Source organism: Agrobacterium salinitolerans (genome assembly GCF_002008225.1).
Taxonomy (GTDB): Bacteria; Pseudomonadota; Alphaproteobacteria; order Rhizobiales; family Rhizobiaceae; genus Agrobacterium; species Agrobacterium salinitolerans.
The window spans coordinates 1075883-1090911 of sequence record NZ_MRDH01000006.1; the positions used below are offsets into that span (position 1 = coordinate 1075883).

Genomic DNA, 15029 nt, shown 5'->3' on the forward strand with positions numbered 1-15029 from the left:
GCGACCATGCTGCCTTTTCTGCCGCACGCCGTGGTTTTCGACATGGACGGATTGCTGATCGAAAGCGAGGCGCTCTATCGCGATTCGTTTCTGGCGGCCTCGGATGAAGGCGGCCATGGCATGAAGGTCGAGACCTATCAAAAGGTCTGCGGCAGCCCCTGGGATGTCATCACCGGCACCATCTTTGCCGATTATGGCGCCGATTTTCCGATGGCGACCTTCCGTGATGCCTGGCTCCGGCATCTCGGCCTGATGATGGCGGAGGGAGTGGCGCTGAAACCCGGCGTCATCGAAATCCTCGATCTTCTCGACCGGTTCGATATCCGCCGCGCCATCGCCACCTCGTCGCGGCACGATTCGGTGACGCGCCATCTCGGCCCTTACGATCTTCTCGGACGTTTCGACACCATCGTCGCGCGGGGCGACTATACCGAGCCGAAACCGGCGCCCATGCCGTATCTGACCGCAGCCGGACGACTTTCCCGCGATCCGGGTCGCTGCCTTGCGCTGGAGGATTCCTATTCCGGCGTGCGCTCGGCCACATCGGCGGGCATGATAACGATCATGGTTCCCGATGTCGCGCCGCCGACCGAGGAAATGCGGGAGAAATGCGTTGCGGTTGCAAGCGACCTTCATGCGGTGGTGGCCATGTTGGAAAAGCTGGAGCCTTCAGGGTTTTGACGGCGTAAAGCGCCACTTACGCTCGATCGCTCCTTCAATATCGAGACCGTTATAATGGGCCAGCAACAGCACATGGCCGAGGAGATCGGCGGTTTCGTCGGCCAGATCCCGCTTCATCTCCTCTTTGCTCCTGCCCTTAACGCGTGCCCGTCCCGTCAGCCGGTTCCAGGCCTGCGTCATCTCGCCAACCTCTTCCTGAAGCTTCAGCATGTACCAGTCCGGGTCGCGGAATATTCCGTTTTCAGCGGCATATTTTTGCGACGCCTCTTCAAACCGACGCATCATGTCAGCAAACATTTGTTCATCCTTTGTTCACGCGCCACAACTCTAATCATGATTCTCTGACCGCGTCGACCCGTCAGTGCGTCATGCAGCCATGAACGGAAATTTCCGAGACATGCGCATGCAAGCGAGATAGAGAAAAGATATTCGAACAAACGTGCCATCGCCCATGCCCCATCTCGACTTCCTGTCGTCACTCGTCACCGCGCACAGCCCGGCGCTGCTCGCCATGTTTGCGGGTGCCGCCTTTCTTGCCGGCCTTGCGCGCGGATTTTCCGGCTTCGGTGCGGCACTCATCTTCGTTCCCCTGGCCAGCGCCATCGTCGGGCCGCGTATCGCTTCGGCGGTATTGCTGGTGGTGGACGGCGTGCTGACGCTCGGCATGATACCGCCCGCCTTTCGCATGGCGGACCGGCGCGAAGTCTTCACCATGGCGGCCGGCGCCTTTGTCGGCGTGCCCGTCGGCACAATGCTGCTTTCCAAGGGTGATCCACTGACGCTACGCTGGCTCATCTCGGGCGTGGTCGTGGTGCTGCTTGTTTTTCTGGTGTCCGGCTGGCGTTACAGCGGCCGGCCGAAAACGCCGCTCACGCTTTTCACCGGGCTTCTAGCCGGGCTGTTTTCAGGGGCGGCACAACTGGGCGGCCCGCCCGTTGTCGCCTATTGGCTGGGCGGCGCGCTGAAAGGCGCTTTCGTGCGCGCCAATGTCATTCTTTATTTCGCGGTTTCAACGGTGTTTTCCATCGCCAGCTACTTTCTTGGCGGCCTGTTTACCGTCGATGTCTTCGTGTTTTTCCTGCTGGCCCTGCCCTTTTATGGGCTCGGTCTTTATGCCGGTGCGCGACTGCACGGGCTTGCCGATGAGGCGGCGTTCCGGCGCATCTGCTACGGCCTGATCGCGATTTCCGCCGTCATCGGCCTGCCGCTGTTTGACCAGTTGCTGAAATAGGCAGGCCGAGACGGCCTGCCCGGATGGTGTTACGGATACATGCGGACCTTGGACCAGGCACCGTCAGGGGTGTCGCGGCGGAATTCGATGCGATCATGCAGGCGGAACTTGCGGTCGTGCCAGAATTCGATGCTGAGTGGCCGGATGCGGAAGCCGGACCAGTGGGATGGGCGCGGAATATCGCCAATCGCATATCTGGCGGTATATTCGGCTACCGCTTTTTCCAGCGCAAAACGGCCTTCCAAAGGCCGCGACTGCTTGGATGCCCAGGCGCCAATGCGGCTGCCGCGCGGGCGAGAGGCGTAATAGATATCCGCCTCCTCGTCGCTCACGATCTCCACCTCGCCGCGCAGACGCACCTGCCGCCGCAGGCTTTTCCAGTGGAAGCACATGGCCGCTTTTTTCTGGCCGAGAATCTCCTGACCCTTCTGGCTTTCGAAATTCGTATAGAAAACGAAACCGCGATCATCGACGCCTTTCAGAAGCACCATGCGCACGTTCGGCAGGCCATTTTCGTCCACGGTGGCGAGCGCCACCGCGTTCGGATCGTTGATTTCGGAAGCCGTCGCGTCCTTCAGCCATTCGGCAAAAAGCGTGAACGGTTCATTTTCTTCCGTGAAGTCACTGGATGTTAACCCCGTTTCCGACATATTGAATAAAATGCTCCCGAGCTGATTTGGACGCCAGAGATGATCTCCGGTGAAAGATGGTGACCGTCATAGCAAAGTCGAACAGTCGAACAAAGAGCCTCCTTTCGTCGATAGCGGAAGTTTCCGCCGTCGTGTCAATGCTCGCGGTGCTGAGCGGCTGCGTCAGCCTCGACCTGTTCGGCGGAGACAAGGTTGACCGCTCGCTTTCCACGGCCTCCGTTCCCAACCAGCCGAACAATGCGCCGCAGACGGACGATGCGACGATCCGCAATGCGGTCACATCGGCCGACCTCGCCAAGCTCGCCGACCAGCCTCTGCCCTGGGCCAATGCCGCCACCGGCAGCGCCGGCGTCGTCACCGCCATTCACGAAGACAAGTCCAGCGGCTTCGTCTGCCGCAATTTCAGGACGACACGCCATTCCTTCGAGGGTGTGGCGAGCTATTCGGGACAGGCCTGCCTGTCGGAAACCGGCGAATGGCTGCTGACGCGCTTCGAGCAGAAATAATCTGTTTACCCTTAAATATGGAATAGAGCCCGCCCGGGTGTAGCACGTCTCCTCCGTAAAGGAGTGATTAGCAACTTATTGCAACAGTCGACGTTGATTAAACCGAGGGCGTGCTGGCGAATGATCGCGGGCATCCCTTTTCGGAGGGGTTAGTTTCAGGATTGCGCCATGAGCGGCAGCACGCGCCTGAGCCAACGTAACTGGTGTTTCGCATGCGCGATCCATATTCCATCCTCGGCGTGAAACGTGACGCCCGCCACGAGGACATCAAGGCCGCCTGGCGCACGAAGGCGAAAACCGTCCATCCGGACGCCAATCGCGACGATCCCGACGCCTCGGCGCGCTTTGCCGAAATCGGGCAGGCTTACGATCTTCTCAAAGACCCGAAAAAGCGCGATCTCTACGATCAAGCCCGCAAGGCGGCCGAAAAGAAACAGCGCGGCGAAACCATCATGCAGCAGCGAGAAGCCGCGCGCGAGGCTGCCGAGCGCGCCAAGGCCGCCGAAAAGCTGATGGAGGAACTGGCCCGTGCGGACGCCCGCAACCGGGCGCAGACCGGCCAGAAAGCCGATAGCAAACCGGAAAGCGCCGAAGACATCGTCGAGCGCATTTTTGGCGCCGATGCCCAGAACGATCCCAAGGTGCAGCAGGCGGCGGAAGCCGCAAAGGCGGCCGCGAGCGCTGCAAAAGGCGATATACCCGCAGCCACCGCCACCGGCGATGACAAGACGTCACCCGCCTCGCTTGCCGCCAATCTTTTCAGCGCGCTGGTGCGGCGGTTCCGTGCGCCGCAGCCGGCTCCGGAAAAAGCGCCTGACATCACCGCTGAGGCCACCGTCACGGTCGCCGATCTGCTGGAGAAAAAATGGATTACCGTTTCTCTTGCCGATGAGCGGGAAGTTCGGTTTCAGCTCGAGCCCGGCATGACCGACGGACATGTGGTGCGGCTGAAGGGACAGGGGCTGAAGCTTCCCAACATCGCGCGCGGCGATCTTGCCGTGACATTGCTGACCGACCGAGAGGACGCTTTCTCCCTTCGTGGCTTCGATATTCACACGACCCTGCCGATATCGCTCAGCGACGCGGTTCTGGGGTGTGAAACGAAAGTCAAGACACCGCTCGGCGAAGAAAACATCACCATTCCGGCCTGGTCCGGCTCAGACCGTGTGCTGAGGCTTGCCGGCAAGGGCCTTGCCGACGGCAAGGGCGGCTCCGGCGATCTCGTCGTCGAATTGCGCATCGTCCTCTTGGAAAAGCCCGATGAAAAGGTAACCGACCTGATGCGGCACATGCGCGAAGGCCTTTATTTGTGAAAGTTTTGCGAATAGCCGGGACAACGCACCCTTTGTTACGCTCCCTAACAGTTGATGATCTTTGGCAATCTTGAACAGGATTGCAGCCTATGCCATAGGCAGGACCGATCATAAGTACTAGGGAGCATAAAATGGCTCAGGCATCCGGCCTTATGGCTGGCAAACGCGGCCTCATCATGGGTGTCGCCAATAATCGTTCCATCGCTTGGGGCATCGCCAAGGCCTGTGCCGACGCGGGCGCGGAAGTTGCGTTGACCTGGCAGGGCGATGCGCTGAAGAAGCGCGTAGAGCCGCTGGCGCAGGAACTCGGCGCCTTCATGGCCGGTCATTGCGATGTGACCGATCTCGAGACGATCGACGCCGTTTTTGCCTCGCTGGAAAAGCATTGGGGCAAGATCGACTTCGTCGTGCACGCTATTGCGTTCTCCGACAAGGACGAGCTGACCGGCCGTTACCTCGACACCAGCCGCGACAACTTCAACCGCACCATGGATATTTCCGTGTTCTCGCTGGCCGCCATTGCCAAGCGCGCCGAGCCGGTCATGAATGACGGCGGCTCGATCATCACGCTGACCTATTACGGCGCCGAAAAGGTCATGCCGAATTACAACGTCATGGGTGTGGCCAAGGCTGCTCTCGAGGCCAGCGTGCGTTATCTCGCCGTCGACCTCGGCAATCGCGGCATCCGCGTCAACGCCGTTTCCGCCGGCCCGATCAAGACGCTTGCAGCTTCCGGCATCGGCGACTTCCGCTATATTCTGAAGTGGAACGAATACAATGCGCCGCTGAAGCGCACCGTTTCCATCGAGGAAGTCGGCAAGTCGGCGCTGTACCTGCTGTCCGATCTTTCGACCGGCGTGACCGGCGAAATCCACCATGTCGATTCCGGTTACCACACCATCGGCATGAAGGCCGTGGATGCGCCTGACATCTCGGTGGTGAAGGACTAAGCCTGAAAAGTGTAAGAACGGGGTATCGCCTTGCTCGTCTATGTGATCCGGCACGGACAAACGGACTGGAATGCGATACGCCGGCTTCAGGGCCAGAAAGACATTCCGCTCAACGATTTCGGCCGCCAGCAGGCGGTCGGAAACGGCAAGCTCCTCGCGCAGCTGCTGGGAGAACAGGCCACGGATTTCGACTATGTGGCGAGCCCGCTCGGGCGCACGCGCGAGACCATGGAACTGATGCGCGGCGCGATGGGCCTCGACCCTCTTGCCTACCGCACCGACGATCGTCTGATCGAAGTCTCTTTCGGCGACTGGGAGGGACAGACCCTGCCGGAGCTGAAGAAAGAGTTTCCGGACCGGGTGAAGGCGCGCAAGGCCAATAAATGGGATTTCATTCCGCCCGGCCAGGACGCCGAAAGCTATGAAATCCTCTCCTGGCGCATCGGCGCATGGCTTTCTTCGGTTGAGAGGCAAACCGTCTGCGTCTGCCACGGCGGTGTGATCCGCTCGATCTTCCGGCTGGTTTCTGGGATGGACAAGGACGAGGCGTCGAGGACGCAGATCCCGCAGGACCAGATCTTGAAGGTTCAGATCGACAGGAATAGTGCGGAGTGGATTTCTTGAGGGCTGTCAAGGTTTGCTAAGACTGGCAGGACATCGCGGCTCGTTTCTTCTCCCCGCCGGGGAGAAGGTGGGCCGAAGGGTCGGATGAGGGGGCGACGTCGCCGAATCCCTCTAGCCGTGCCCCCTCATCCCGCTGCCGCGGACTTCCCCCGGCGGGGAGAAGAAACACGCGACACCCGCTCGTCTCGCAACGAAGGTCTGGCATAAGGCCTGGAGCTTACTCAACGACCTGAAGGTCGTCGACCACGCGTTTTCCATCCACTTCCGTGTAGAAAACCACGACCTTCACGCCCGCTTTCAAACCTTCGAAATTGAACTCCTCCGGCACGCGGTAGGTCTTGCCGTCGTTCAAGGTAATGCTCAGCCCATTGGCATCGATCTTGCTGATCGTGCCTTCCACATCGACGCTCTGGGCGTAGCCGTTAATGGGCATCAGGAGGTTGGCGGTGGCCAGAAGGGCGGCAATCATCATACGCATCGATCTAGCTTTCGTGGATTTGCGTGAAAACCTTACATGCATGAAGAATTGCCTTTCGAATGTGGCGGAAATTGCCCGCAACCATGACATTTTCAGCCCAATTGATGAACGGATTTCAAATCCTGTTCAAGCCGTTAGTGGTTTTTACACCGCATTTTCCGGCAATATTGGAAAACTCCGGTTTAAGGTGGAAAACCTCCGTCCCTTTACAATTTCGTCATCTCGGAAATCCGTTGAAACCGTCGAATCGCTTTGCGCCGCCCATCCCGGGGAGTGTCGTTTTTCGTCATTTCACCAGTCGTGAACGGTACGTCACCTCCATATCCCGTTTGCGATGAAAGAAAGGCTTTTGCCTTGCCCGGATTTTCCACTAAGACAAATCCGCTTGTTTTAAACGGCGCCGTCCACAGGCGCCCTGTTTCCGGTCTTGAGAACGATGTCGCATAACAGTTTCGGTCACCTTTTTCGCGTTACCACCTGGGGAGAAAGCCACGGGCCGTCGCTCGGCTGTGTGGTGGATGGTTGCCCGCCCGGCATCCGCTTTACCCTTGCCGAGCTGCAGCACTGGATGGACAAACGCAAACCGGGCCAAAGCCGTTTCGTGACCCAGCGCCGCGAGGACGACATCGTGAAAGTTCTTTCCGGCGTGATGCTGGATGAGGACGGCGAGACGATGACGACGACAGGCACGCCGATCTCCATGCTGATCGAAAATACCGACCAGCGCTCCAAGGATTACGGCGAGATCGCCAAACGTTTCCGCCCCGGCCATGCGGATTTCACCTATGACCTGAAATACGGCATTCGCGACTATCGTGGCGGCGGTCGCTCCTCCGCACGCGAAACGGCGGCGCGTGTCGCCGCCGGCGCAATCGCCCGCAAGGTGGTGCCCAGCCTGAATGTGCGCGGCGCGCTGGTGCAGATCGGCAAGCACAAGATCAACCGCGACAATTGGGATTGGGATCAGGTCGACCAGAACCCATTCTTCTGCCCCGATGTCGAGATGGTGCCCGTCTGGGAAGAATATCTCGATGGCATCCGCAAGGCTGGCTCTTCCATCGGTGCTGTGGTCGAGGTTGTGGCGGAAGGCGTTCCGGCCGGCATCGGCGCGCCGATCTATGCCAAGCTCGATCAGGATATCGCCTCCAGCCTGATGTCGATCAACGCCGTCAAGGGCGTGGAGATCGGCGAAGGTTTTGCCTCGGCCGAGCTTTCCGGCGAGGAAAATGCCGACGAGATGCGCATGGGCAATGACGGCAAGCCGATTTTCCTGTCCAACCATGCCGGCGGCATTCTGGGCGGCATTGCGACCGGCGAGCCTGTTGTTGCGCGCTTCGCCATCAAGCCCACCTCGTCGATCCTGACGGAGCGCCTGTCCATCGATACCGATGGCAACAATGTCGATGTGCGCACCAAGGGCCGCCACGACCCCTGCGTCGGCATCCGCGCCGTTCCGATCGGTGAAGCGATGATCGCCTGCACCGTTGCCGACCATTATCTGCGAGACCGCGGCCAGACCGGCCGCTTGAAATAGAGGGAACCGCCATGGCCTATGACCAGAAACGCGTTGTCGACGCCATCCGCGCTTTCGAAGCCGGCGAAATCGTCGTCGTGACCGATGATGACGACCGTGAGAACGAAGGCGACCTGATCATTTCGGCGGTTCACTGCACGCCGGAAAAAATGGCGCTGATCGTGCGCCACACCTCCGGCATCGTCTGCGCACCCATGCCGCGCGAGGAGGCCAAGCGGCTGAACCTCAACGCCATGGTGGCGGAAAACGACAGCGCCCACACGACGGCCTTCACCGTCAGCGTCGATTTCAAGCACGGCACCACGACCGGTATTTCAGCGGATGACCGCACCTTGACGGTTCGCAATCTTGCCAACCCCAATGTCGGCGCTTCCGATTTCACCCGACCGGGCCATATTTTCCCGCTGATTTCCCGCGAAGGCGGCGTGTTGATGCGCTCCGGTCATACCGAAGCGGCCGTCGATCTCTGCCGGCTCGCCGGCCTGCCGCCCATCGGCGTCATCAGCGAGCTGGTGAATGACGATGGCAGCGTGATGCGCGGCCCGCAGGTTCTGGATTTTGCCGAAAAACACGGCATGAAACACGTATCGGTCGCCGATCTCATCGCCTATCGCCAGCGCAAGGAAACGCTGGTGGAGATGGAATCCTCCTTCACCATCGAAACGCCCTTCGGGCCGGCCAAGGCGCAGACCTATTCCCTGCCCTGGGATCCGATGCAGCACATGGCGGTGATTTTCGGCGACATCAGAGATGGCGTCGACATTCCCGTGCGCCTGCACCCGGAAAATGTCGCTGATGATGTCTTCGGTGACAGGCAGCCGGTGCGGCACTATATGCAGAAGATTGCCGAAGAAGGCCGCGGAGTCATCGTTTATCTGCGCGAAGGCTCCGTTGGCGTCGGCCAGGTAGCTGGACGCCGCAAGGCGCGCGACCCGGATGAAGCGCATGCACAGGCCCGTTCTCGCGAAAACGAATGGCTGGAAATCGGCCTCGGCGCACAGATTCTCAAAGACCTCGGCATCAGCTCCATCAAGCTGCTGACGACGCGCGAGCGGCATTATGTCGGGCTGGAAGGGTTCGGCATCCAGATTTCGGCGACGGATATCTGCTGATTTTAAGATTCAGTCTAGCTTCACAGCGCAATTGTGAGGCGAGCGTGTTCCGTTTGTTTCTTCTCCCCGCCGGGGAGAAGTCCGCGGCAGCGGGATGAGGGGGCGAGCTCTCCGCATATCGCTAGCGTTGCCCCCTCATCCGACCCTTCGGGCCACCTTCTCCCCGGCGGGGAGAAGAAATATGCTGCAACGCCTTGCTACAATATTGCCCAAAGTGCGAGAATACGTTGCGTGTGAAACGCACCGGTCTAACAATATTCTCAATCGACTGACTTCACTTCTCCTCCCGCCAGCCCTCCAGATAATTCACGCTCTCCACCCCAGTAAACTTCGCCAGCCTCACCAGCTCCGCGTCCAGCTTTTCCAGCCGTCCAGCCGAGGCGCGCACGCCCGGCTCCAGCCACAGGCGGCGTACATCCAGCGTGCTGCGCTTGCGATCCGCCTTCATGTCGATGCGGCCGATAAGCCTATCACCCTCCAGAAGCGGGAAAACATAATAGCCGTATTGCCGCTTTGGCTCCGGCACAAAGACTTCGATGCGGTAATAAAATCCGAACAACCGTTCCATACGGTTGCGGTCTCGCAACAGGGGATCGAAGGGGCTCAGCACACGAACGCGGGCGGAAGGTTCGGGCACGTCAGTCAGGTCAGCGGTAAAACCGGCAAAGGCATAGGACGGGCGGGCCGTGCCGTCGCGGGCGAGAAGCGACACCTCGCATAGCTCGTCGCGGTTGCTCTTGACCCAGTCCCTCGCCTCCTGCGGGGTGACGAGATCGAAAAAGGCGGCGATTTCGCCATGGGTGGCGAAACCCAGCCGCTTCAGCGCCTCGCGGCAGGCCCAGTCAACGAATTCGGCGTGCTCCACCTCGGTCTCGTGATGCTCACCGGGAATGACCCGTTCGGCCAGATCATAGACCTTCTGAAAATTCACGCGGCCGGATATGGCAAGCTTGCCGGTGTGCCAGAGATATTCAAGCGCGGTCTTGGAGGGATGCCAGTTCCACCAGCCGCCAGACTGGTGCCCCTCCTCCTTCAACTCCCGCGCCAGAACCGGACCGGTTGCGGCAATGCGCTGAAGCGTCTCGCCGAAGGCGGCATCGAAACCCTCGCCATGCCATTTGCGCCAGCGCTCCTGAATGATCGGCTCACGGCGCCGGAAGCGATGTTTCCAATAGGGATAAAATTCCGTCGGCACGATGGAGGCGTCATGCGTCCAGTGCTCGAAAAGCGCCCGGTCCTTTTCCAAGAGCGTGGTCAGATGGCCGCGCCGGTAGGTCTGGTTGCGGGAGAAAATAATCTGGTGGTGGGCGCGCTCCACCGTGCCGATGCTGTCCACCTGCACAAAACCGATATCGGTGATGAGCTGCAGCAGGTCGCTCTTGGAAAGCGCCTTGCCGGGCGGAGAGGAAAGCCCCTGCCGCGCCAGAAAAATCCGCCTTGCCGCTTCGTTCGAAACCTTGATCGCCATGGTGGCGAAGGTAGAACGGCTTTTTCAGGATTGCAATGTTCTTTTTTTGTTCCTTGTTTCACTTCTGTTGATGACGGGGTATAGAACCGGAAACGAGCGTGAGGATGTAAGCTTGGAAATCCGTTTCGACGCCGCGGGTGTCGCTTTCGAGGGCCGGCAGGCCTTGCGGCCGCTGTCTTTGACCTTGACCGAACGGCGTGTCGGCGTGATCGGCCTTAATGGTTCCGGCAAGACTACCTTTGCGCGGCTGATCAACGGGCTGAACAGACCGAGCGAAGGCACGGTTTCGGTGAACGGTCTCGATACCGTGACGGACGCCAGGGCGGTCTTGCAGACGGTCGGCTTCATCTTCCAGAATCCGCAGAACCAGATCATCCTGCCAATCGTACGCGACGATGTTGCCTTCGGGCTGAAGCAGCTCGGGCTTGGCAGAGCCGAGATCGAAAACCGGGTGAAGGCCGTTCTTGCCCGGCTCGGCATTTCTCATCTCGAGAAACGACGCGCCCATGAGCTTTCCGGCGGGGAATTACAGCTTGCGGCGCTGGCCGCGCTGCTGGTCACCGAACCGCAAATCCTCATTCTCGACGAGCCGACCAACCAGCTTGATCTCAAGAACCGCGCCATCGTGGAAAAGACCATGGCGGCGCTGTCGCAGGCGCTTGTTGTCATCACCCACGATCTGCCGCTGGTTGCGGGTTTTGACCGGGTGCTGGTTTTCCATGAAGGCGCACTGGTTGCCGACGCCGCCCCCGAAGAAGCGGTGGCGCGCTATCTGGAGGTGGCATCGCGATGAAATCGCTGCATGTGGAAGGCACCGGCTGGCTCTACCGCGTCTCGCCGCGCCTCAAGCTCCTGACGCTCATGGGTTTCAGCATCGCATTGTTCCTCACCCGCGATCTGCTGGTTCTCGCAGGCGCGACGGTTCTGGCCGCCCTTATTCTGGGCGCTACGCGGCTGCCCTTCCGCGAGATCGCTTTGCGGCTGCGGCCGGTGATGCTGACCATCTTCCTTGTCGCCGCCTTCAGTTATCTCCTGCTTCCCACACATGATGCGAGCGTCAATCTCCTGCGGCTGACGGCGCTGGCGCTGCTTGCCACCGCCGTCACCATCACCGTCAGTATTTCGCAGTTCATGGACGAGATCGCACTTGCCGCTGCGCCGCTTGAAAGGCTGGGGCTGGTGAAGGCCGCCGATATCGGGCTTGCCGTCGGGCTGGTGGTGCGGTTCGTGCCTGAGATCGTCAATCGTTACCATGCGGTGCGCGATGCGCACCGGGCGCGCGGCCTGCCCGTGCGGATGGCCACCATCATCGTGCCGCTGGTGATTATGACGTTGAAGGATGCGGACGCCATTGCCGACGCCATTGACGCGCGCGGTTTCAGAGGCCAAAGCTGACGGCCAGATAACCATCCGGAGTTTCCGAGCCATGACAACCCGCGACCTCGTGCTGATTTCGCTGTTTTCCGCCATCATCATCGCACTCGGGCTTTTGCCGCCGATCACGCTCGGCTTCATTCCGGTGCCCATCACCGCGCAGTCGCTCGGCGTCATGCTGGCGGGTGTCGTGCTGGGCGCTAAGCGCGGTACGCTTGCGGTTCTCCTGACAATTCTCATCGCTGCCATCGGTCTTCCTGTCCTGTCGGGCGGACGCGGCGGCCTTTCGATCTTCACCACGCCGACGACGGGCTTCCTGATCGGCTGGATCGCAGCTGCCTTCGTTACCGGCACGCTCTCGGAAAAACTCGTCAATCGCGGCCAGTCCGCTCTCACACAGGGCATCGGTTTCTTCGTCGCCAGCCTGATCGGCGGTGTGGTCGTGCTTTATTCTTTCGGCATCACTTATCTGGCGCTGGTTGTCGGGCTCGGTTTCGAAAAGGCCTTCATGGGTTCGCTCGCCTTCATTCCGGGCGATGCGCTGAAGGCCGTGCTCGCAGCCCTTGCCGGCCGCGCCGTGATGGCGGGTTATCCGCTTCTGCCGCAGCGTGCCTGAACGTTTTCTCCTGGAGGATAGAATGGCGACACGTCTTTACGAACATCCGATCTTCCTTGAACACATCACGCCCGAAGGTCACCCCGAACGGCCGGACCGGCTGCGGTCGCTGAACATTGCGCTCGAACATCCGAATTTCGAGCGGCTGGACCGGAAGGAAGCACCGCAGGCCAATGAGGATGCGGTGCTGCTGGCGCATCCGGAAGAGCATCTGCTTGCCGTCATGCGGCAGGTGCCCGAAGAGGATGGCGAGATCAACCGGATCGAGTCCGACACCTATCTCTCGCCAAAAAGCCTGCAGGCGGCGCTGACCGGCATTGGCGCTGCCATGGCGGCCGTGGATGACGTGTTTACCGGCTCGGCCGACAATGTCTTCGTCGCGGCCCGTCCGCCCGGCCACCATGCCGAGACAGCCAAGGCCATGGGTTTCTGTCTTTTCAACAATGTGGCGATTGCCGCCCGCCACGCGCAGAAGGCGCACGGCGCGGAGCGCGTGGCCATCATCGACTGGGACGTGCACCACGGCAACGGCACGCAGGACATCTTCTGGAACGACACGTCAGTGCTGTTCTGCTCCACCCATCAAATGCCGCTTTATCCGTGGAGCGGCGATAAAAACGAAACCGGCGTAAAGAACAACATCGTCAACGCCCCGCTTTCGCCCAACACCGGCAGCGAATATTTCCGCGAGGCGTTCAAATCCCGCGTGCTGCCGGCCATTGCCGATTTTTCGCCAGACCTCATCCTCATCTCCGCCGGTTTCGATGCGCATCATCGCGATCCGCTGGCGCAGATCAATCTGGTGGGCGAAGATTTCGACTGGGCGACGGGCCGACTTCTGGAAATGGCCGACAAATACGCCTCGAACCGGGTCGTCAGCCTGCTTGAAGGCGGTTATGATCTGGAAGGGCTGGCGGAATCGGCAGCCATGCATATTTTGAGAATGATGAAGGGTTGAACATGACGGAAAATGCCAACACAGCCGATGTCAGCGGTTATTCTTTCGAAAAAGCCGTCGCCGAGCTGGAAAGCATTGTCGCACGTCTGGAACGCGGCGACGTGGCGCTGGACGAATCCATCGCCATCTACGAGCGCGGCGAAGCCCTGAAGAAACATTGCGAGACGCTGCTGAATGCCGCCGAGAAGCGGATCGAGAAAATCCGTCTTGACCGGGCGGGCAAGCCGCAGGGTGTGGAGCCGCTCGACGGGGAGTGACTGCGTTTAGCGGGAGCGTTTTGATGTGCCCCCACACGCGGCCACGTCCCCGATCTGCACACTCGACGTCATCCTCGGGCTTGTCCCTGTTATCTGCAACCGATTGATTTTATTCGACGTGGTTAGATCCTCGGCACAGGGCCGAGGATGACGGAGGAGAGGTTTGCAAATCTTTGTCAGCGATGATCGCGTGAATTAAGCATCTCACAATCTCGTGTTCCCTCGGGTCAGTTAACACTGCGTTCTATATCGCTATGCTCCCCAGACCTTCGGTTATGCTAAACTCCCGCCAGACGATACGAGGAGCAAGCCATGTCCTTCTTTCCCGGTAACGATCCCGTCGCGGGTGATGCTTTTGCCTGCGACGCCATCGAGAACCTCATCATTCCCCGCACCAGCGATATTGGCGGCTTTGCGGTGCGGCGTGCGCTGCCGACCCGGCAGCGGCGGCTTGTCGGCCCGTTCATCTTTTTTGACCGCATGGGCCCGGCGATCCTGAAGGCCGGTGAGGCGCTTGATGTGAAGCCGCATCCGCATATCGGCCTTTCCACCGTCACCTATCTGTTCGACGGCGAAATCAAGCATCGCGACAGTCTCGGCACCGAGCTTGTCATCCGCCCCGGCGACATCAACCTGATGACCGCCGGGCGCGGCATCGTGCATTCGGAACGCACGCCGGAAAACCTGCGCGGCCATCCGCTGTCCATGTCCGGACTGCAAACTTGGCTTGCCCTGCCAGACAACATGGAAGAAATCGCCCCGGCATTTGCTCACACGGCGAAAGAAGACATGCCGCTGATCGATATCAAAGGTGCGTCGGGCCGGGTGGTGATCGGTGAATTCGAGGGGCTCACCTCCCCTGTTTCGGCCTTTACCGATACGCTTTATGTCGACCTGACTCTGGAACCGGGTGTAAAGTTTCCCTTTTCCGCCGACCATGAAGAACGGGCGATCTATATTCTCTCCGGCTCGCTGGATGTGGCCGGTGATATCTTCGCCGCCGACCAGCTCCTCGTTTTCCGGCCGGGCGACGACATCACTCTTCAGGCCGGCAGCAATGGCTGTCACATCATGATCTTCGGCGGGGCGGCGCTGAATGAGCGCCGTTACATCTGGTGGAACTTCGTTTCGTCATCAAAAGAACGCATAGAACAGGCCAAACAGGAGTGGAGAACCGGACGCTTCGATATCGTTCCCGGCGACGAAGAAGAGTTTGTCCCTTTGCCGGAAGGTTGAAATTCTATAGAAGTGTACGACATGCAAGGCCGAACCGTTGG

18 protein-coding genes are annotated in these 15029 nt (G+C 60.0%); 14 read left to right on the forward strand and 4 right to left on the reverse strand.

What is annotated here, in order from left to right:
- Nucleotides 1-6 precede the first annotated feature (6 nt).
- Nucleotides 7-681, forward strand: coding sequence for an HAD family hydrolase (locus BS627_RS09415; protein ID WP_077982816.1), 675 nt, complete (start codon nt 7-9; stop codon nt 679-681).
- Here BS627_RS09415 and BS627_RS09420 read toward each other — a convergent pair.
- Nucleotides 670-978: a pyrophosphohydrolase domain-containing protein gene (locus BS627_RS09420; protein WP_077982817.1), complete on the reverse strand. Its 309-nt coding sequence runs from the start codon at nt 976-978 to the stop codon at nt 670-672. The two genes, BS627_RS09415 and BS627_RS09420, sit on opposite strands and share 12 nt — an antisense overlap.
- 154 nt (nt 979-1132) lie before the next feature.
- Between BS627_RS09420 and BS627_RS09425 the strand changes: the two genes are divergently transcribed.
- A complete protein-coding gene (locus BS627_RS09425) occupies nt 1133-1912 on the forward strand; it encodes a sulfite exporter TauE/SafE family protein (protein ID WP_162520616.1) in 780 nt (259 codons plus the stop codon).
- A 29-nt stretch (nt 1913-1941) separates the two neighbouring features.
- Here the strand turns inward: BS627_RS09425 and pdxH are convergent, their stop codons facing one another.
- A complete protein-coding gene (pdxH, locus tag BS627_RS09430) occupies nt 1942-2562 on the reverse strand; it encodes a pyridoxamine 5'-phosphate oxidase (protein WP_077982818.1) in 621 nt (206 codons plus the stop codon).
- A gap of 56 nt (nt 2563-2618) precedes the next feature.
- Between pdxH and BS627_RS09435 the strand changes: the two genes are divergently transcribed.
- The 4 genes from BS627_RS09435 (at nt 2619) to BS627_RS09450 (ending at nt 5955) form a co-directional block, all read left to right on the forward strand.
- Nucleotides 2619-3068: an RT0821/Lpp0805 family surface protein gene (locus BS627_RS09435; RefSeq protein ID WP_077982819.1), complete on the forward strand. Its 450-nt coding sequence runs from the start codon at nt 2619-2621 to the stop codon at nt 3066-3068.
- 212 nt (nt 3069-3280) lie between these two features.
- The gene (locus BS627_RS09440; RefSeq protein WP_077982820.1) at nt 3281-4381 is read left to right on the forward strand and encodes a DnaJ C-terminal domain-containing protein; all 1101 of its coding nucleotides are present in this window, start codon (nt 3281-3283) and stop codon (nt 4379-4381) included.
- A 131-nt stretch (nt 4382-4512) separates the two neighbouring features.
- Nucleotides 4513-5331, forward strand: a complete 819-nt coding sequence (gene fabI, locus BS627_RS09445; RefSeq protein WP_077982821.1) for an enoyl-ACP reductase FabI — start codon at nt 4513-4515, stop codon at nt 5329-5331.
- Nucleotides 5332-5361: 30 nt separating this feature from the next.
- Entirely contained in the window at nt 5362-5955 is a 594-nt protein-coding gene (locus BS627_RS09450; RefSeq protein ID WP_077982822.1) for a histidine phosphatase family protein, read from the forward strand.
- Nucleotides 5956-6172: 217 nt separating this feature from the next.
- Here the strand turns inward: BS627_RS09450 and BS627_RS09455 are convergent, their stop codons facing one another.
- On the reverse strand, nt 6173-6433 hold the full coding sequence (locus BS627_RS09455; RefSeq protein WP_162520615.1) for a DUF1344 domain-containing protein: 261 nt from the start codon (nt 6431-6433) through the stop codon (nt 6173-6175).
- A 436-nt stretch (nt 6434-6869) separates the two neighbouring features.
- Here BS627_RS09455 and aroC point away from each other — a divergent pair, with 436 nt between their 5' ends.
- Together aroC and ribB are read left to right on the forward strand one after the other, a co-directional pair.
- Nucleotides 6870-7967 carry a chorismate synthase gene (aroC, locus tag BS627_RS09460; RefSeq protein ID WP_077982824.1) on the forward strand — a complete coding sequence of 366 codons (1098 nt, stop codon included), beginning with the start codon at nt 6870-6872 and terminating at the stop codon, nt 7965-7967.
- 11 nt (nt 7968-7978) lie between these two features.
- Nucleotides 7979-9079: a 3,4-dihydroxy-2-butanone-4-phosphate synthase gene (gene ribB, locus BS627_RS09465; RefSeq protein WP_077982825.1), complete on the forward strand. Its 1101-nt coding sequence runs from the start codon at nt 7979-7981 to the stop codon at nt 9077-9079.
- 274 nt (nt 9080-9353) lie between these two features.
- On the opposite strand, the gene BS627_RS09470 is transcribed toward ribB, so the two are convergent.
- Nucleotides 9354-10547 (reverse strand): winged helix-turn-helix domain-containing protein, encoded by a 1194-nt coding sequence (locus tag BS627_RS09470; RefSeq protein WP_077982826.1) that lies wholly within the window; start codon nt 10545-10547, stop codon nt 9354-9356.
- Nucleotides 10548-10659: 112 nt separating this feature from the next.
- Here BS627_RS09470 and BS627_RS09475 point away from each other — a divergent pair, with 112 nt between their 5' ends.
- The 6 genes from BS627_RS09475 (at nt 10660) to BS627_RS09500 (ending at nt 14988) form a co-directional block, all read left to right on the forward strand.
- Nucleotides 10660-11340: an energy-coupling factor ABC transporter ATP-binding protein gene (locus BS627_RS09475; protein ID WP_077983036.1), complete on the forward strand. Its 681-nt coding sequence runs from the start codon at nt 10660-10662 to the stop codon at nt 11338-11340.
- Entirely contained in the window at nt 11337-11942 is a 606-nt protein-coding gene (locus tag BS627_RS09480) for an energy-coupling factor transporter transmembrane component T family protein (RefSeq protein ID WP_077982827.1), read from the forward strand. Before BS627_RS09475 ends, BS627_RS09480 begins: the two co-directional genes overlap by 4 nt.
- A 31-nt stretch (nt 11943-11973) precedes the next feature.
- Nucleotides 11974-12537, forward strand: coding sequence for a biotin transporter BioY (locus tag BS627_RS09485; RefSeq protein WP_077982828.1), 564 nt, complete (start codon nt 11974-11976; stop codon nt 12535-12537).
- Nucleotides 12538-12559: 22 nt separating this feature from the next.
- On the forward strand, nt 12560-13495 hold the full coding sequence (locus BS627_RS09490; RefSeq protein ID WP_077982829.1) for a histone deacetylase family protein: 936 nt from the start codon (nt 12560-12562) through the stop codon (nt 13493-13495).
- 2 nt (nt 13496-13497) lie between these two features.
- Complete coding sequence (locus BS627_RS09495; protein ID WP_003503059.1) at nt 13498-13752, forward strand: exodeoxyribonuclease VII small subunit; 255 nt, start codon at nt 13498-13500, stop codon at nt 13750-13752.
- 312 nt (nt 13753-14064) lie between these two features.
- Nucleotides 14065-14988, forward strand: coding sequence for a pirin family protein (locus tag BS627_RS09500; RefSeq protein ID WP_077982830.1), 924 nt, complete (start codon nt 14065-14067; stop codon nt 14986-14988).
- Nucleotides 14989-15029: the final 41 nt, after the last annotated feature.